Annotated in this window: 13 protein-coding genes; 4 read left to right on the top strand and 9 right to left on the bottom strand. The window is 51.1% G+C overall.

Annotation, left to right across the window (positions count from 1 at the left end):
- Positions 1-59: 59 nt before the first annotated feature.
- Positions 60-1,220: a class C beta-lactamase gene (gene ampC, locus AC07OI_RS28745; RefSeq protein WP_495259532.1), complete on the top strand. Its 1,161-nt coding sequence runs from the start codon at positions 60-62 to the stop codon at positions 1,218-1,220.
- A gap of 745 nt (positions 1,221-1,965) precedes the next feature.
- Here the strand turns inward: ampC and AC07OI_RS28740 are convergent.
- The gene (locus AC07OI_RS28740; RefSeq protein ID WP_495259531.1) at positions 1,966-2,112 is read right to left on the bottom strand and encodes a hypothetical protein; all 147 of its coding nucleotides are present in this window, start codon (positions 2,110-2,112) and stop codon (positions 1,966-1,968) included.
- Between the two features lie 22 nt (positions 2,113-2,134).
- On the opposite strand from AC07OI_RS28740, the gene AC07OI_RS28735 reads away from it, so the two are divergent.
- Positions 2,135-2,830 (top strand): DUF3334 family protein, encoded by a 696-nt coding sequence (locus AC07OI_RS28735; protein ID WP_495259530.1) that lies wholly within the window; start codon positions 2,135-2,137, stop codon positions 2,828-2,830.
- A gap of 93 nt (positions 2,831-2,923) precedes the next feature.
- Here the strand turns inward: AC07OI_RS28735 and AC07OI_RS28730 are convergent, their stop codons facing one another.
- From AC07OI_RS28730 to AC07OI_RS28705, 6 genes are all read right to left on the bottom strand, one after another.
- A complete protein-coding gene (locus AC07OI_RS28730; protein WP_495259529.1) occupies positions 2,924-4,048 on the bottom strand; it encodes a beta-ketoacyl-ACP synthase III in 1,125 nt (374 codons plus the stop codon).
- Positions 4,049-4,218: 170 nt separating this feature from the next.
- A complete protein-coding gene (gene fghA, locus AC07OI_RS28725) occupies positions 4,219-5,115 on the bottom strand; it encodes an S-formylglutathione hydrolase (RefSeq protein ID WP_495259528.1) in 897 nt (298 codons plus the stop codon).
- Positions 5,115-6,221: an S-(hydroxymethyl)glutathione dehydrogenase/class III alcohol dehydrogenase gene (locus AC07OI_RS28720; protein ID WP_495259527.1), complete on the bottom strand. Its 1,107-nt coding sequence runs from the start codon at positions 6,219-6,221 to the stop codon at positions 5,115-5,117. The genes fghA and AC07OI_RS28720 overlap by 1 nt, the downstream gene beginning before the upstream one ends.
- A gap of 72 nt (positions 6,222-6,293) precedes the next feature.
- A complete protein-coding gene (locus AC07OI_RS28715; RefSeq protein WP_495259526.1) occupies positions 6,294-6,923 on the bottom strand; it encodes a YitT family protein in 630 nt (209 codons plus the stop codon).
- A 218-nt stretch (positions 6,924-7,141) separates the two neighbouring features.
- Positions 7,142-8,122 carry a tetratricopeptide repeat protein gene (locus tag AC07OI_RS28710; RefSeq protein WP_495259525.1) on the bottom strand — a complete coding sequence of 327 codons (981 nt, stop codon included), beginning with the start codon at positions 8,120-8,122 and terminating at the stop codon, positions 7,142-7,144.
- A gap of 111 nt (positions 8,123-8,233) precedes the next feature.
- The gene (locus AC07OI_RS28705) at positions 8,234-10,261 is read right to left on the bottom strand and encodes a site-specific recombinase (RefSeq protein WP_492705209.1); all 2,028 of its coding nucleotides are present in this window, start codon (positions 10,259-10,261) and stop codon (positions 8,234-8,236) included.
- Positions 10,262-10,486: 225 nt separating this feature from the next.
- On the opposite strand from AC07OI_RS28705, the gene AC07OI_RS28700 reads away from it, so the two are divergent.
- Both AC07OI_RS28700 and AC07OI_RS28695 read left to right on the top strand, forming a co-directional pair.
- Complete coding sequence (locus AC07OI_RS28700) at positions 10,487-11,788, top strand: hemolysin family protein (RefSeq protein ID WP_495259524.1); 1,302 nt, start codon at positions 10,487-10,489, stop codon at positions 11,786-11,788.
- Positions 11,789-11,920: 132 nt separating this feature from the next.
- The gene (locus tag AC07OI_RS28695; RefSeq protein WP_495259523.1) at positions 11,921-15,556 is read left to right on the top strand and encodes a sensor domain-containing phosphodiesterase; all 3,636 of its coding nucleotides are present in this window, start codon (positions 11,921-11,923) and stop codon (positions 15,554-15,556) included.
- Positions 15,557-15,782: 226 nt separating this feature from the next.
- Here the strand turns inward: AC07OI_RS28695 and AC07OI_RS28690 are convergent, their stop codons facing one another.
- Entirely contained in the window at positions 15,783-16,892 is a 1,110-nt protein-coding gene (locus tag AC07OI_RS28690; protein ID WP_495259522.1) for a 6-phosphofructokinase, read from the bottom strand.
- A 36-nt stretch (positions 16,893-16,928) separates the two neighbouring features.
- Complete coding sequence (locus AC07OI_RS28685) at positions 16,929-17,870, bottom strand: DUF4214 domain-containing protein (RefSeq protein WP_495259521.1); 942 nt, start codon at positions 17,868-17,870, stop codon at positions 16,929-16,931.
- Positions 17,871-17,985: the final 115 nt, after the last annotated feature.

Raw genomic sequence — 17,985 nt, 5'->3', positions numbered from 1 at the left:
GAATCCACTCATTAAAAACAATGTAGACGCAACATCTTGACGAACTTTAGGAGCATTAAATGAAATCACCAGTCCTGCAATATTTACGAATCAGCATTCTGTCCATAGCTGCCACATTCAGCCTGACAGCCATGAGCGCCGAAGCGGATACTGTCAAACATATCGCTGATGAAGCCATACTCCCGGTCATGAAAACGCATGCCATCCCCGGCATGGCCATCGGTATTTTTGCCAATGGCAAGCAATATGTATTCAACTATGGGCTCGCCTCCAAGGCAGAAAATACAGCCGTCACCGATACTACTTTGTTTGAGATAGGCTCAATCAGCAAGACCTTTATCGCCACCATGACGACCCTGGCACAGGGCAGAGGAAAACTGGCGCTGACTGACAAGGTCGCAGATCATCTGGCGAGTTTGAAAGGCTCGAAGTTTGGAGAAACTACTCTGCTGAGCCTGGCCACGCACACCACAGGTGGCTTGCCTCAACAGGTTCCAGATGAAGTGACAAATGAGAAGCAACTGACCACCTATTTAAAAAAATGGAAGCCCGACCATCCAGAGGGGCAATACCGGACATACAGCAATATCAGCATAGGTCTGCTTGGCGTTATCACCGCTCGGAGCCTGCAGCAGCCTTTTGCCACCATCATGCAAGAACAGATCTTCCCCACCCTTGGCATGAAAAATAGTTATATCGCGGTACCAGACAGCAAACGGGCAGACTATGCACAAGGCTATAAAAAAGATGACACCCCGGTACGCCTGCGTGAAGATATCTTGTCTACAGAAGCCTACGGTGTCAAAACCACCGCCAGCGACCTCGTGCAGTTTATCAAAGCAAACATAGGCGAGATGAAGCTCTCACCAGAGTATGCCCTCGCCCTGAAGAATACCCACACCGGCTATTTCAAAGCTGGCGGCATGACCCAAAGCCTGGTCTGGGAGTTATACCCCTATCCGACAGACATCGCCGCAGTCATCGAGGGCTCTTCAACTCGCATGGCCTTTGATGCCACACCCGTAGAAAAAATCACGCCACCAATGATACCTGGCACAAATGTATTCATCCACAAAACCGGTGCCACCAACGGCTTTGGCGCCTACATCGCCTTTGTGCCTGAAAAGAAAATGGGGATAGTTATCCTAGCCAATAAAAACTATCCAAGCCAGGTAAGGATTGAGGCTGCGCAGCAAATTTTGAGGCAGTTAGGGATGTGAGTTATTTGAGAAAATCGATGGTGGCGCATCATGTTTTCAATTTGCAGAATGCAGGAAATATTATGCTCACCTGAAGATCAAAGTGCAGGTGAGCGTAGATGGTAATGGCAACCTGTTTGCGAAAATTAATTAAGGGTACTCGTCGTGAGGCTCGCGCTATGCACAAAAGACATGATCGCTTGTTAAAACGCAAGGCTCGCATGATACGTTCACTCACCGAACATCGCTTTTTCCCGGTCGACGAAGATGCTCGGAAAGCTTTGGAAACACTAAACCCTTATTTAGACTAAAGTGGTTGAACCCAAATCCAATGCCAAGCGGTACCTCGTTTTTCCCAGCATACCTTGCCTCTACGTGTATTTTTGTTAATACATTGACTTTACATTAAGTCCATACTATTATTCAAGCATTATCAGATTGGGATATGTGCTCTGAACGCTAACAAGCTGAAAGATGCACCAAATGAAAAGGCCGCTATATGCGGTCTTTTGCTTTTGCAAATGAAGATACCCATTGTTGATGGCTCAATTGGGGCTGCAATCGTTGATGCTTGCAAATTAGCAACACCCATCAAGCACGCTCACAGCAGAACGCCTCCAAATCACCCCCATCGCATGAAACATGTAGACGGGGCGCTATCGCTTCAGTATTCTTTCATTATTCCAACAGACTTTGCGCCTGTTCAATAGAGGATGTGCCTGGCTGGTTTTGGGTATGTCTTGTAATCCATAGTGGGAGTATGCTGTTAATTGCTATTCCAGATAAGTTTCGTATTGCCGTTACCGATAACGTCGGGGCGGGAATGCTGTGTCTCTACCTGGCCAGGATGTTGAGTGTGACCGCAGGCTTGCGGCGCTTGGTGTTCATTGGGCGGGGTGGATTGATTTTTCATGTAATAAATTCGGGAGTTGGTCATGGCCACAGAAGAAACTAGCGTTGTCTACGGTACAGAGGACTTGCTGACCAGTTTGTGTAACTCGGTGATACGGGTATTGAATGTCGCCACGAACAGCAAGGTGCATTATTCTGCCATGGTGCAGCGCATCACAAAGATAGGTTTAAAGCCGGATATCGGTTGCTTCGTACTGTTTGATGGCGGCTTTTCTGGTTTGGTAGTGCTGAATTTTGATGGTGATACGGCGCTGGAAATCTATGAGAAGTACATGCTCAACATGGGCATGCCCAAGTCTGAGCTGGCGACTTCGTTTACATCAGATGAAGTGGCGAATATCCTGGGTGAGTTGATGAACCAGATCGTTGGTGACTTTACCGGCAAGGTACGCCGTGAGCTGCAGACCAATATCACCCAGAACCAGCCCAAGATGCTGGTGCTGACCAAGCAAGTCATGCTGAGTGTGGATACGCCGCTGGACAGGCCGGAATTGCGCCGCGTGTCTTTCTTCACCGAGAAAAACAATATCTTCTATCTAGAACTAGCGATAGACAGGACAGAATTCATCAAATTGCATGATTTTGAGACGCACGAGGTGCCTGATCCTGATGCACTGCTCCATATGCAGCAAGCTGCGGATCAGAATGCCGCAGGGGCAACAGCAGTCGCTATTGATGATGACGAAAATTCTGAATTGCTGAAGTCTTTGGGTATGTAAGACATCAGTATCCGTCGTATGTGCTGATCACTAAAACAAAAGGCCGCATTGCGGCCTTTTGTTATTGTCTTTGTTTCAGTGCGAAATTGAAATTTAGCCTAGTTTTTTCACCACCACGCAACCTATCGAATAACCCGCTCCAAATGAGCAGATCACGCCTATATTGCCAGTTTCCAGGTCATCCTGGTATTTGTGGAATGCAATGATGGAGCCAGCCGATGAAGTATTGGCGTAAGTGTCCAGAATGGTCGGAGATTCTTCCGGCGTAGCATCACGGCCCAGTATCATGCGGGCAATCAGCAAGTTCATATTCAGGTTAGCCTGGTGCAGCCAGTAGCGCTTGACATCAGGGATGGCGATGTCGGCAGCCTGTACTGTCGAAGTAATGACAGATGCGGCCATGGGGCAGACATCCTTGAACACTTTGCGGCCTTGCTGGCGGAACAGTTTGTCTGGCTTGCCTATGCCGCTTTCATCAGCGCGGTTCAAGAAACCGAAGTTATTGCGGATGTTGTTGGAGAATTGCGTCTTGAGTTTCAGGCCGACGATTTCAAACTGATGCCTGGATGTGGCCAGGTCAGCACGTTCTATGATGATAGCGGTGCAGGCATCACCAAAAATGAAGTGGCTGTCACGGTCGCGCCAGTTCAGGTGGCCGCTGGTGATTTCAGGGTTGACCACCAGTACTGCGCGCGCCTGGCCGCTTTGTATGGCGGTGACGGCAGCCTGTATGCCAAAGGTGGCAGACGAGCAGGCGACATTGATGTCATAGCCATAGCCGTCTATGCCGAGTGCGTTCTGGATTTCTACTGCCATGGCAGGGTAGCCACGTTGCATATTGCTGGCGGCGCAAATGACAGCATCGATATCGGCAGTGGTACGGCCTGCGCGTTCCAGCGCCTGATTGGCGGCAGCGACTGCCATTTCACACATGATGGACGGTTCTTCATCGCTGCGTTCTGGCAGGCGCGGCACCATACGGTTGATGTCAAGCACACCTTCTTTGTTCATGACAAAGCGGGATTTGATGCCGGAGGCTTTTTCTATGAAAGCGACGCTGGACTCTTCCAGTGCAACCACTTCACCACTGGCGATGGCCGCGGCATTCTGTGCATTGTGTTGCTGGACATAAGCATTGAAACTGGCGATCAGTTCTTCATTGGAAATGGACTGGGAAGGCGTGTACAGGCCGGTGCCGCTGATGACTACTTTACTCATCTCTTGCTTTCTGGTTATGTCGTTCTGAAGTATGCGCAAAAATGCGCGACGAAGTCGCTCGATTTTACACAATAAAGATGACAGTTAAACGAGAAACGCACAGAAATAGAGTGCTTGTTCCAGTTTGGTGCGTCTGGAACAAGCTATCTTTTACCTGGTAATGCGAGGTATCAGGCAGTCAATTGCTGTTTGTGGTGCAGCAAATGATCTTCAATGAAAGTGTTGATGAAGTAGTAACCGTGATCATAGCCTTCATGGTAGCGCAGGGTCAGCGGCTGTTGCACGCTGGTGCAAGCAGTCTTGAAAGCTTCCGGGTATAGCTGCTCTGCCAAAAATTTGTCGGCAAATCCCTGGTCGATCAGTATGCCTTTGGGGAAGGGCGGCTGGCTCTGCTTTTGCATGAGTGCTGTGGCGTCATAATCGGCCCAGGCACTTTCGTCAGTTCCCAGGTAGCCAGAGAAGGCTTTTTGTCCCCAGGGGCACTGGCTGGGGGCGGCTATCGGGGCGAAGGCAGATACACTATTGAACAGATCCGGATGGCGCAAGGCTAGTACCAGTGCACCGTGGCCACCCATGGAATGCCCCATGATGCCGATGCGTGACTTGTCCATAGGCAGGCTGGCCAGCAGCATGGGCAGCAGTTCATCTACGATATAGCTGTGCATGCGGTAGTGCTTGCTCCAGGGCGCTTGCGTAGCATCCAGGTAAAAACCGGCAGCCACACCAAAATCCCAGTTATCGCTGTCGCCGGGGATATTGGCATTGCGCGGGCTGGTATCTGGCGTGATGAGGATAATGCCTTCGCGTGCAGCAATGGCTTGCGCCCCCGCCTTGATCATGAAGGTTTCTTCCGTGCAGGTCAGGCCAGCCAGGTAAATAATGGACGGGCAGGTTTCACCCGCCATGGCCTGTGGTGGTAGGTAGACTGAAAACCGCATGGGCAAGCCTATCTCGGCAGATTCATGCTGATAAAAGCGTTGCACGCCGCCATGGCAGGCGTGCTGGCTTAGCAGTGTCACTTCTTCTGCGTCGTCTGCTGCATCGTTGCTGGATTTACGCTGCGTCATCAGAACAACACCACTGAACGTATCGATTCACCGCTCTTCATGAGGTCGAAACCTTCATTGATGCGTTCCAGCGGCAACCTGTGGGTGATCAGGTCATCGATATTGAGTTTGCCTTCCATATACCAGTCAACGATCTTTGGCACATCGGTACGGCCACGTGCTCCACCAAAGGCCGAGCCTTTCCATTCACGGCCCGTGACGAGTTGGAAGGGGCGGGTAGAGATTTCTGCACCGGCTTCAGCTACACCAATGATGATGGATTTGCCCCAGCCCTTGTGGCAGCATTCCAGCGCCTGGCGCATGACTTTGGTATTGCCTATGCACTCGAAAGAATAATCAGCGCCACCATCAGTCAACTGGATAATGTGGTCGACCACGTTTTCTACTTGGGTGGGGTTGATGAAATGGGTCATGCCGAATTTGCGTGCCATGCTTTCACGCGCAGGGTTCAGGTCTACACCGATGATCTTGTCAGCACCCACCATCTTGGCAGCTTGTATCACGTTGAGGCCAATGCCACCCAGACCAAACACCACGACATTTGCACCAGCTTCAACCTTGGCGGTAAAAACCACGGCACCAACGCCGGTAGTGACGCCGCAACCGATGTAGCAAATCTTGTCGAAGGGGGCATCTTCACGCACCTTGGCGACGGCGATTTCTGGCACCACGATGTAATTGGAAAAAGTCGATGTCCCCATGTAGTGGAACAGCGGCTTGCCATCCAGCGAAAAGCGCGACGTCGCATCCGGCATCAGCCCCCGGCCCTGGGTGGCGCGTATTGCCTGGCAAAGATTGGTTTTGCGTGACAGGCAGAATTTGCACTGGCGGCATTCAGGCGTATAGAGTGGGATGACATGATCACCCTTGCGCACACTGGTCACGCCAGGGCCGGTATCGACGATGACGCCCGCACCTTCGTGGCCGAGGATGGCCGGGAACAGGCCTTCGGGATCAGCGCCAGAGAGTGTGTAATAGTCGGTATGGCAAATGCCGGTGGCCTTGACTTCGATCAGCACTTCACCAGCTTGCGGGCCTTGCAGCTCAACTTCTTCTATTGTCAGTGGTGCTCCGGCTTTCCAGGCGATGGCGGCTTTGGTTTTCATGGCTGTCCTTTACGAAGTGAATGCAAGCATTGTAAAGGAAGACAGGCATTTTTGGCTTGACCTCACATCGCCTTACATTGCCATGTAGCGGCCCGGCCTGTGGTTCAGGCTGATTGCCAGGTTCAGGGCAAAGGCGCCGATGACAGAAGCCAGCAGGGCCATCGGGGTGACGACAGTCAGCGAAGCCAGCACGATGATGAAATCGACACCCATTTGCAATTTGCCTGCACGTATGCCGCGTTTTTCTTGCAGGTACAAAGCTAGGATATTGATGCCACCGAGGCTGGCCTGATGGCGGAACAAGACGATAAAACCCACACCCATCATCAGGCCACCAGTCAGGGCAACATAAAAGGGAGCCATGACAGTTGTGGCGGTCAGATGCAAGAGCTTGGGATGCAGGCTGGAAAATACCGAGACCAGGGCCACTGCACAAAAAGTCTTGAGGGTAAAGCGCCAGCCCATGCGTCGCCAGGCCAGCCAGTAAAACGGCAGGTTGATCAGAAAGAACACCATGCCAAACGACCAGCCTGTTGTGTAATGTAGCAAGAAGGCCAGGCCAGCTGTACCGCCCGTCAACAAGCCCGCCTGATTGAATAGGGCAACCCCGAGCGAAACCAGCAAAGTGCCGGTGATAATCGCCAGCACATCTTCCAGCAGGCTATGCGGGATAAAGCGTTTTGATGCAGTGGCGGTTTTCATGAAAGCGCAAAGAATGGGAATGAAAGGCAATTGTACGCCGCAGTTTCCAGCCCATAATCATGCTTCAGTGTGCATTCCCGCTTTCATTGACCTGTGTCAAACCGGCTGCTTCAGTTTAGCAACAGACAGATGCCAGTGGTGAATAAAAAAGCATGACTTACCGCGGTGGATAAGTCATGCCTGTTTTTTTAACTCAATGTGCTCTGGTATTTTTGTAATCAGGCTTTCAAAGCCTTTAACTGTTCTTCTGCATCTGCACGCAGTTTTTTGCTCAAGGCTGGTTTGAAGCTCAGTGCTTTTTCAAAATACGAAATTGCCTTGGGTTTTTCATTCACAGCTTGCAGGCATTGTGCAAGGCGGTAATAGATGCCTGCGTTGGTATCAAGTGTCTGGGCTTTTTCAAACCAGCTCAGGGCTTCCTTGTGCTTGCCCTGTTCCTGTAATGAGCGGCCCATGCCAAATGCACCGTGATATTTGGAAGGGTAGCGTTGTTGCAGGTCCGCAAAGATGCGCTCGGCATCGCTGTATTTCTTTTGCTGTACATAATTCGCACCTACGCTGTACAGGATGTTGCGCTGCATGGTGATGAGTGACTCAGTATTGCCGGGGATTGCACTCAGGGCTGCCGTTTCGGCACTGGCAAATTTATCGTCTGCCAGATCCATGTTTGCCTGCAATAAATTACCAGCAGCGCTATTTACTTTCGCAGTCTCTATGACGAGGTTTTGTGCCTTGCTTTTGCCGCCACCGGCAATCGCCGGTGCCTGCAAATAAAATTGCAGCAATGAGCTACGGGCGCTGTAATTTTTGGGGTCCAGTTCTACGGCCTTGATAAAGGCATCGCGGATTTTGCCAGCATACGACATGGCGGCAAACATGCTGCCGGACGTGGCCTTGGTACCTAAAACATTGCCCAGCATTTCATGGCATTCAGACAGTTGAGGATGGGCACTGACACATAGTTCTGCGTATTTCGCCGCTTCATCGAGTTTATCGAGTTTGCCTTCGGCCAGTATCAATTCTGCTTTCACCAGCAAGGCGTCAGCATTATTGGCATCTGTGCTTAATTTGGCGTTCGCTGCTTTTTCTGCTTCAGCGTATTTCTTGGCCTTCATCAAGGCATCATATTCATGGGCACTGGCGGCTTGCGTTGTAAGCAAGGCGATAGCGCTGGCAAGCAGTGCAGGTATGAGTTTCATGGATTACCCCGGAAAAGAGTTGATCCGACGTAAACGCTGCGCCAGACATTTGGTTGACTGGCGCAGCAATGAATGAAGGTGACAGTGCCGTTGACCAAAGACAGTTCAATCTCACTCTTTCTTTTCCGTTTCTATTTCGCTTTCACTTTCTTTTTTGACTTCCCTGGCCGGGAAGAAATAGTCGCGTGGATTTTCTTTGAAGCGCGCCCATAGCAATACCGTCAGCAAACCACCCTGACCGAAACTGACACGGCGTGAGCGCAAGGCCACCAGCATCGCCAGGCTGAAGCTGACGCCCAGGTTGACCATGCCTATGCACATGATGCCAAACAATGAGTAGGCCGCCACTTGCCAGCTCATGACATTGTCAAGGCCGACTAGGGCAAAGGCAAAGTTGGCACTGGCAAAAGTGATGTGGCGTATGTCTATCGGCAGACCAAAGAAACTGCCCAGTTGCCCTATCGTGCCCAGCATGATGCCAAAGAAAAAATTACCTGCCAGCGCGCCCAGATTATTACCTATGTAAGTAGTGACACGTAGCAAGCGCGTTTCACCCAGCAGACTCTTCAGCCAACCCAGCTGGCGCAGGCGCTCAGGAATATTTCCATAGCTGGCCTTGTTATCGTAATAGCCTGAGATCAGGCCAGACAAAAACAGGCAGACACCTGCGATGGCCGCATGTGGCAGTGCCAGGCTGCCAAATGGGTCAATGTCGTGCAGCAGATGCGCAGCTTTTTCTGGTGACACCAGATGCTTGCCAGTGATGGCGACCCAGGCCCAGGCAATGCCATACGCAGTGGGCATGGCCAGGCCAATATTGCCTATGATGGCAATGAATTGTGAGCGCAATACCTTTACGATGAGTTCAGCCAGTTCATCGAGTTTCTGTTTGCCGCCATCAATGGCGCGTGCCAGCAAGGCTGCAGTCATCGCCGGTTGTTTGGTGGCGATAGTGAAGTGCAGTACATGCACCAGCATGAAGCCGCCAGAATAATTCAGGCTGTACAGCACTGCATAACCAAACGGTGCCATTGCCAGGGTGCCAAACAATATCTTGATGAGCGCCATGAAGCCGACGATGAAACCAGCCCCCAGGGCTGAGCGCAACATCTCCAGCCATTCTGCCCGGTTATTTGTCACATAGTGTTCACCACTTTTTCCGGCTCTTTCTGTCACTTGCAGTGACAAGAGTTCAGTATTGCTTTGCATCAGATTGCGCAGACTGTGGCGCTGGTTTTCAGCAATGGACAATTCCTTGAACAGGGCAGTGCCTATGGCTGTGGCATGGTCAGTGCTGCGGCTGTCGAGCATGTCGAGCAGCTGGCGCAAGCGCGCTATGCTTTGCATTAACTGTAGTAACAAACGCGTCAGGCTGATTGATACACCCTGCAGAGCTGCGGTACGGCGTATGCGGTTGGCGATGTCTTCGCATTGCGTCAGCAAGACTTCAATATGTTTGCTGTCTTCGCGTTCGCATGACTTGTCTGCCAGCCACTTGTTATAGCAAATCACATAGTCATTGATGGCATCATTCTGGCGTAAAAAGGGCGACTCGAATTTTTCTATGTCTGGATAATTGCGTACCAGTTCGGCTTCCAGTCCGATGTTCGTGATGCGGTAGGACAGCACCTGTACTGCACTCAGGATTTCACATGTCAGCGCAGCATAGGTGGTGCGTGGGGAGCGTGAGCGAAATCCTATGGCCTTGAGCAAATCCATCCAGGACTGATCTGCGACTGCATTGATCCAGACATGATCTGTTTTTTTATGGAACAACTGGCCAAACACATCCTTGATGTAGGCATCGTTGACCAGCGGTGGTAAAAATTTATTGAAAAATCTTTGCCTGGCTGCCGACCAGAAACCAATATTCTGGGTAATACCCACGTCGGTGAACAAATGCACCAGCTTGCGCGTAGTCAGCACCTGCACCAGATAGCAGCGCAAGGCCTTGCGCCACGCGGGGTTATTTTGCAACACAAAGCACAGGGCACGCAGATTGTCGGTGGCCCGTGCGGTATCTTGTGGGCGGGGCGGGCGTATTTCTGCAATCAGGTCACGCAAATGCTGGATATCATTGAGTGCAGGATATTCGCCAAGGCGGACTTCGATTTCCGCTAAAACACTGTCTAAGCTCAAACCTTTCTCCTCAAAATGCCATGAACATAAGCTTTTAACGCAATTCATGGGTTTTGTCATGCAGCTAATGAAAGTGGAGAGCCTTCCATTAGCATACGTAAGGCTTTAAGAGGTGTGGCAAATTGCTGATTTTTCAAGAGCTGCCTGAGGCTGGTGATTGCATTTGCATGCAAAAAGAGGCAATTTAGTCTAAAGTGTCGGGGTGTTCATTAAAAAGGTTAAGCGTTGGATAATTTATTGTTGGTGCTGGCTGCCCTGTTACTGGTCTTGTTAAATGGCTTTTTCGTGGCGGCAGAATTCGGTCTGGTGAAGTTGCGTCAGACCAGGGTGCGCAGTATTGCGAAGACTTCAGGTTTGCGAGGCCGCCTCTTATTCACGGTGCATCAACACCTGGATACCTATTTATCCGCCTGTCAGTTGGGTATTACCCTGGCATCGCTTGGTCTGGGCTGGATAGGTGAGCCCGCCTTTGCCCGTTTGTTGCATCCCCTGTTTTCACTGGTCGGTGTCGATTCTGCTGAGTTGATACACGGCATCTCTTTCTTTTTCGCTTTCTTTGTTATTTCCTTCCTGCACATCGTGGTTGGTGAGCTTGCTCCCAAATCTATGGCGATACGCATGCCAGAGCGAGTCTCTTTGTGGACAGCGCCAGCCCTTTATGCGTTTTACTGGGCCATGTACCCTGCTATCTGGACGCTGAACTTCAGTTCCAACAAGGTCTTGAAATGGATAGGCCTGAGTGCTGAACATGGTGGCGACGCCCATTATTCGCCCGAAGAACTCAAGCTCATCCTGCGCGGCAGCCATGGCGGTAAAAAAGAAACCCGCGATGAATGGAGCATCATGGCCCAGGTGCTGGACTTTGGTGGTCTGGAGATATCCGACCTGATGCGCCCCATCAATGAAGTCGTGGCCATGTACAAGGGTTCCAGTATTGAAGAAAACATGCAGACTGCAGCGCGCAACCGCTTCAGCCGTTATCCCTATTTCGATGAAGATGAAGAAACCGTGCTCGGCATGCTGCATTTGAAAGACCTGTTCCTGGCGCAGCAGGCAGGCAAGCCTCTGGATGACCTGAGCAAGCATTTGCGTCAGGTTGAATTTGTGCCGCCTACCATGCCGGCGCTGGAGTTGTTCCGCCGTTTCCGCAAAGGTGCACCACATTTCGCCATCGTTGGCGTGCGTGGCAGCAAGCCAGTCGGCTTTTTGACGCTGGATAATTTGCTGAGTGCCCTGGTAGGCCAGATACGCGACGAGTTCCGTCAAAATGAAAATGACTGGACCTCGCTGGATGACGGGACACTGATAGGCAAGGGTAGCCTGCCCCTGTTCACGCTGGGCAGCGCCCTGGGCTTTGACGTGGACAGTGATGAGGTCGAATCCATAGGCGGCCTGATCATGCATAAACTCGGTGACTTGCCGGTTGAAGGGCAAAAAGTTGAATTCGAACGCTTTGATGCGGTCGTCAAGAAAATGAATGGTCCACGTATTATCCTGGTCAGGATACATCCCAAAGCTGAGGCATAAGGAACACATCAGCAAAGCTGTGCACAGAAATAATGCAATTGGTGATTGCATGACAGGAAACTTGTTTTAGAATGGCTACTTAACCCTACTAGCAGTAATGTTTTATTGCCTGGTATAGAAAGTGCTGATCCCATGACTTCTCAGAACAGCTTGTCCAAATATGCACGGAGCTTCTGGCTTACGCTTGTGGTATTCGCTGTCTTTACCCTGGTCTTTGGCTGGTATGTCTATGCCGAGAAAGCTGTAGATCAACTCAATGAGTTGCGTTACGAGTCGCATATCCTGTCCATGGAATTACAGGAGAGTTCAGAGGACCTGACGCGCCTGGTACGCGCCTATGTCGTCACTGGCGATCCGGACTACAAGCGCTATTATCAACAAGTACTTGATGTACGTAATGGCAAGCTGCCACGACCTGCACTGGGCAAGAATTTGTTCTGGGATCTGGTTCCGGCAAGTCAAACGCAGACCAAGGATGATGTCAGCAAGCGGAATGACTTTGCCGGTCTGCGTATCCCGTTATTGGACCTGATAAAAAAGATGGGTATCAGCAAGGAAGAATTCACACTCCTTGAGCAGGCAAAGGCAAATTCCGACGCCCTTACTGCAATCGAATTCAAGGCAATGGATTTGATAGAAAACCCTGTTCAGGATATTAAGCTAGTCAGAGCCCAGGCCAGTCATCTTCTGTATGATGAACAATATCGCGCAGCCAAACTGGCGATCTTGCAACCTATCGCGCAAGCACGTCATTTGATGGAAGAGCGCGGACTGGTTCTGGTAGAAGAGGCTGCCCAGTTTGCCATGCGTGTGCGCATGCTGTTCATCTTTGTTGGTATTCTGCTAGTTGGCATGCTGTGGCGCGCCTATCGTTCCCTGAACATGAGCCTTGGCGGTTCCGTTCATGAAGTGTCCGCCACCCTGATAAATCTTGGCAAGGGAAATTTCACCACACCAGTAAACGTCAGACCCGGCATGGAAGTAAGCATCATGGGCTGGTTGGCAGTGACCCAGGCAAAACTGGCGGAGATAGATGCAGAACGCAATCAGGCGGCGCAAAAGAGCGAACGTCTGAGCAGGCTGTACAATGCGCTGAGCCAGTGTAATCAATCAATTTTGCGCTCGGAAAACAGGGGTGATTTGCTGCCACGTATCTGTGAAGATGCGGTGACCATAGGTGGCTTAAGAATGGCCTGGATAGGTCTGGTGGATGAGGGCACAGAGGTGCTAAGGCCGGTCGCTTCATTTGGCGCTGGTTCCAGCTATCTGGATGGTTTGCATATATCTGTGCACCCCGGCGATGTCACCGCTCAGGGCCCCAGTGCCCATGCATATCTGCACAAGCAGCCTTATTGGTGCCAGGATTTTTTACATGACGAGCGTACTGTGCTCTGGCATGAGCGCGGAGCAGCCCAAGGCTGGCGCGCTTCTGCTGCCCTGCCTTTGCTTAAAAATGGCAACGTAGTCGGGACGTTCAATTTGTATTCTGGACATGAAAACGCATTTGACGATGCAGTGCAGGATTTGCTGATGGAATTTGCCATTGATGTCAGCCATGTCCTGAACCGTTTCGAACTTGAAGATGCGCGCCAGCATGCCTTGCAGATGGAAGAATTACGCAGCTATATGCTGGAGAGAATTACTGCCAGCACCACGCAAAAAGAATTATTCCTTGATGTCGTTCTGAAGGTTGAATCCTTATTACCCGATTGCCTGTGCACCATCATGTTGCTTGATAAGGATGGCATGCATCTGCGCACAGGTGCAGCCCCCAGCCTGCCTGAGGCGTTTACCAGAGCCATAGAGGGTGAATCTATAGGCCCGGGAGTGGGTTCATGTGGCAATACCCTTTCCACTGGTGAGCGTACGGTAGTTACTGATATCTCTACCCATGTCTATTGGCGCGATTACCGCGAGTTGGCAGAACAGTTTGATTTGCGTTCCTGCTGGTCTGAGCCGATACGTTCTGCCGAACGCAGGGTGATAGGCGCATTCGCCATTTACCACCATCAGCCATCGGTGCCAGATACCTTCTCCCTTAACTTGCTGGAGATGGCCGCCAACCTGATCGCCATAGGCATGGAACGCAAACAATCTGAAGAAAGTTTGTACAAGCTCTCCCAGGCCGTTGAGCAAAGCTCGAATGCCATTGTGATTACTGATATGGCAGTCAATATTGAATATGCCAATGCGGCTTACCTGAAAAATGCCGGCAAGGAGCTCAAAGAAGTCGTAGGCCACAAGCCCAGCATCATGCGCTCAGGTAGAACACCACCAGAAGTATATGCCGACATGTGGCAGCAACTGGGACGTGGTGAAAACTGGAAGGGCGAGCTGATCAATCGCTATGCCGATGGCCTGGATCATACTGATCTGGCACATATCTCACCTATCAGGAATAGCGAAGGTGTGGTCACGCATTTCCTGTCGATACAGGAAGATATCAGCGATAAAAAACGTACCGAAGAGCGCATCAAATATCTGGCGCATTATGACGCGCTGACTGGCTTGCCCAACCGCACGCTGTTGGATGAACTGGCGCGTTATGCATTGAGCCTGGCTGAACGCAGCCAGGATGCACTGGCCGTGATCTTTTTTGATCTTGACCATTTCAAGGACATTAACGACACCCTCGGTCATAGTCTCGGTGACATCCTGCTGGTAGAGTTGGCTAAGCGACTGGTGGCTGCCATGCGCGAGAATGATACGATTTCGCGCCTGGGTGGTGATGAATTTATCTTGCTGTTAACCGGTGTCGATGAGCACAGGGTGGAGCAAGTCGTGCAAAAACTCATGCAGGTTGTGAATACACCATTTCACCTCGGTGAATATGATCTGAACGTGACAGCATCCATGGGTATCGCGATTTATCCGAATGATGGCAAAGACCTCGAAACCTTGTCGCGCAATGCTGATGCTGCCATGTACAGGGCCAAGCGTGAGGGCCGTAATTCCTACCGCTTCTTTACCCAGGAAATGCAGGAGCGCTCCACCCGTCACCTGGAACTGGTGAATGCCTTGCGGCAAGCACTGGAGAAGCAGCAATTCCAGTTGCATTTTCAGCCGCAGCTCTCCATGCAAACCGGCCATGTGCAGGGGGCAGAAGCATTGCTGCGCTGGCACCATCCTATGCTGGGCCATGTATCACCAGCAGAATTTATTCCCGTGGCAGAAGACAGCGGTTTGATTTTGCCCATAGGTGAATGGGTTTTGCGAACAGCGGTAAAACAATGGAAGCAATGGCAGGCCAGTGGCTTGCCAGACTTGCTGATTGCGGTAAACCTGTCAGCAGTCCAGTTCCGCCATCATGATTTGCCTGCACTGGTGACACGCATATTGCAAGAGGCTGACATGCCCCCGGCATGCCTGGAACTGGAATTGACAGAAGGCGTAGCCATGCATGACCCGCAAGGGGCCATAGCCGTCATGAACAATCTGCATGAGCGCGGCGTACGCATGTCTATTGATGATTTTGGTACTGGTTATTCTTCACTCAGTTACCTCAAGAAATTCAAGGTCTACAAATTAAAAATAGACCAGAGTTTTGTGCGCGATATCACCAGCGACCCGGAAGACCGCGCCATTGTCAGCGCCGTCATCAGCATGGCCAAGAGCCTGGGTTTGCTGACAATAGCCGAAGGTGTGGAAACTGCAGAACAACTGGAATTTTTGCGGCAACAGAAATGTGATGAAGTGCAGGGCTATTATTATTCACGGCCTTTGCCTGCAGAGGAGTTTGCAGATTTTTTCAGGAATAGTCTGAAATAGGACTTACGCAAAACCGCCCAAAGCATTGAAACTCCTCTCCTGGGAGCCGTGTACTCAAGACTGTCTTCGTCGCTGCGGTGTAGTCGGTGTTCAGGCAGCATGTTGACTGCCGATGTAAGGAACTTCCCTTGCAAGGGAAGTTTCCTTCAGCGATTGTCTTGTCGGGACAATTTTGCCTAAGTCCCATGAAATAATTTTGAGTCGGTTTTGAGTTGAATTCACCGCGTCAATCACCAAAACAAATTCCTATATCCCTGCCTGTTTGCAGCGTATCGCTATCCATGGGCACGGCTTTCATGCGGCCTGCCACTTCTTCCAACGCAACATAATTCACATTCGGAAAAGCCAGCGCCACCATGATGCCGGAATGACCTTCGTCAAGCGCACGTACGGCAGCCGCGCCAAAGCGCATGGCAGATAAACGGTCAAAAGCTGTTGGGCTGCCGCCACGCAATAAGTGACCAAGTACAACGGCACGCGCTTCCTTGCCTGTCAGTGCCTGTAAATCATGTGCCAGTTGCTCTCCTACACCACCCAGTCTTTCTACATAACCACTACCAGCTGTCGCTTGTACCAGATGCTGCCCACCGACAGGCAGGGCCCCCTCGGCTGCCAGCACAATGGAATAGTTGCGGCCATTGGCGTCACGATTACGTATCATGGCTGCAATTTTCTCTATGTCATACGGTATCTCTGGTATGACTATCGCATGCGCATTGGCTGCTATGCCAGAATGCAGGGCGATCCAGCCTGCATAGCGTCCCATGACTTCCACCACCATGATGCGCTGATGGCTTTCTGCCGTGCTATGCAAGCGATCCACGCATTCAGTGGCAAACGAGACGGCAGTGTCGAAACCAAAGGTGGTAAAGGTTTTGTCGAGGTCATTGTCGATGGTCTTGGGTACACCCACCACACGCAAGCCTTGCAGGTGCAGGGCATTGGCTATGGTCAGCGTGCCGTCGCCGCCTATGCAGACTAGGGCATCGATACCCATTTGCTTCAGGTGACGGTGTATGTCGGCGCTACGATCTAATTCCTGCACGCTGCCATCAGGCATGGTCGTGGCAAAGCGCAGCGGATTACCATGATTGGTGGTGCCCAGTATGGTGCCACCCAGATGGCCTATGCCGCGTACCTGGTCCACCGTCAGCCGTGCTACCCCGTTGTGCGGATAACGTTCAGGCAGCAGGATGCCATTGAAGCCTTCGCGTATGCCATAGCATTCCCAGCTGCGCAGTTCGGCGGCCAGTACCACGGAACGTATGACCGCATTCAGCCCCGGGGCGTCGCCGCCGCCGGTGCTGATGGCAATGCGCTTGATACTTGCAGACATGCTCAGCCTGTCTAAATGAGTTAACGACGGATGTGGTTAATTGTAGGGGATGTATTCAATACCGTGTGAAATTTGTCCTATGACCTGGGCGATGTTTTCTGTACTCTCACTGAAACTGGCCAGTATGTCCGGACGTGTCATGCCTGCACTGATGCGGCCATTCCAGTAATCAAAACCTGCCTGGTCCGGGTTGCGGTGCAAGACATTGTTATACATTGCCGTCAGGAAGGCATTATCTGAAATATTGGCACCATACATTTGCTTGAATTCAGCCGAATTGACAAAGCCGGCAGCAACATGGTTGAGGTTTTCTGCACCTTTGTCGAGCTGGCCTATCCAGTAGCCAAGACCTGCCTTGTCCGGTGTACGGTTAAATGCAGCCTGGTACAGGCGATAAGCCTGGCCTGCATTGCCATCCAGGTCGAGTGCGACCATCTTGTCTGAAAACTGTATTCTCTCGATATTGCTGAGGTTGCTGACCTGGCCGGAAATATTCGTGCCTGTCTTGGTCACGGTCATGCTAAAGCCACTGGCTGTCTTGTTGATGGAAAAAGCGCCGCCTTCGACTGCAGTATAGAGCGTATCAAAACCTGCACCGCCATCAAAATTGTCATTGCCAAAACCATAGACGAAAGTTTCATTGCCTGCCGTACCTGACCAGTTATCGTTACCCTGCAATAATTTGCCCAGGCGCTGATCCAGTGGAAGGCTGAGGTCGGAAGCCTGGATCTGGTAGTTCAGGTTGCTCAGGGTCAGCTGGTCTACTCCATTTGCCCCTGTCGTCGTGAATGAAGTCAGCGTGCCACCGGTCGGCATGACAGTATTTGGGTCTTGATACACCAGGTTGATACCTGTCCATTCTATGGTGGTGGTCAGGCCTTTGTAGTAACCGCCATTGGGGCCGGTAGAAATATTGCTGGAAGGTTCTGTCGTGTAAGTGATGAGCATGCCACGTTGCGTAACTTTGATATTCGCCATGGGTATCCTGTCAGGTTTTGTCGGTAGAAAGTCGGTGCAAAGTCTTTGCATATTGCACAACAATAATTATTCTACTTGAAAATAATTGACATTCATGCATTGCAACAATTTGATA

The sequence above is a fragment of the Undibacterium sp. GW821-FHT07F11 genome, from assembly GCF_059418665.1.
Note: the sequence above shows the minus strand (reverse complement) of the source record. Positions and strands in the feature narration are given on the sequence as shown.

Excerpts from the sequence above, each read along its gene's own strand:
- ampC (WP_495259532.1), top strand. The coding sequence starts at position 60 with ATGAAATCACCAGTCCTGCAATATTTACGAATCAGCATTCTGTCCATA.
- AC07OI_RS28740 (WP_495259531.1), bottom strand. The coding sequence starts at position 2,112 with ATGAAAAATCAATCCACCCCGCCCAATGAACACCAAGCGCCGCAAGCC.
- AC07OI_RS28735 (WP_495259530.1), top strand. The coding sequence starts at position 2,135 with ATGGCCACAGAAGAAACTAGCGTTGTCTACGGTACAGAGGACTTGCTG.
- AC07OI_RS28730 (WP_495259529.1), bottom strand. The coding sequence starts at position 4,048 with ATGAGTAAAGTAGTCATCAGCGGCACCGGCCTGTACACGCCTTCCCAG.
- fghA (WP_495259528.1), bottom strand. The coding sequence starts at position 5,115 with ATGACGCAGCGTAAATCCAGCAACGATGCAGCAGACGACGCAGAAGAA.
- AC07OI_RS28720 (WP_495259527.1), bottom strand. The coding sequence starts at position 6,221 with ATGAAAACCAAAGCCGCCATCGCCTGGAAAGCCGGAGCACCACTGACA.
- AC07OI_RS28715 (WP_495259526.1), bottom strand. The coding sequence starts at position 6,923 with ATGAAAACCGCCACTGCATCAAAACGCTTTATCCCGCATAGCCTGCTG.
- AC07OI_RS28710 (WP_495259525.1), bottom strand. The coding sequence starts at position 8,122 with ATGAAACTCATACCTGCACTGCTTGCCAGCGCTATCGCCTTGCTTACA.
- AC07OI_RS28695 (WP_495259523.1), top strand. The coding sequence starts at position 11,921 with ATGACTTCTCAGAACAGCTTGTCCAAATATGCACGGAGCTTCTGGCTT.
- AC07OI_RS28690 (WP_495259522.1), bottom strand. The coding sequence starts at position 16,892 with ATGTCTGCAAGTATCAAGCGCATTGCCATCAGCACCGGCGGCGGCGAC.
- AC07OI_RS28685 (WP_495259521.1), bottom strand. The coding sequence starts at position 17,870 with ATGGCGAATATCAAAGTTACGCAACGTGGCATGCTCATCACTTACACG.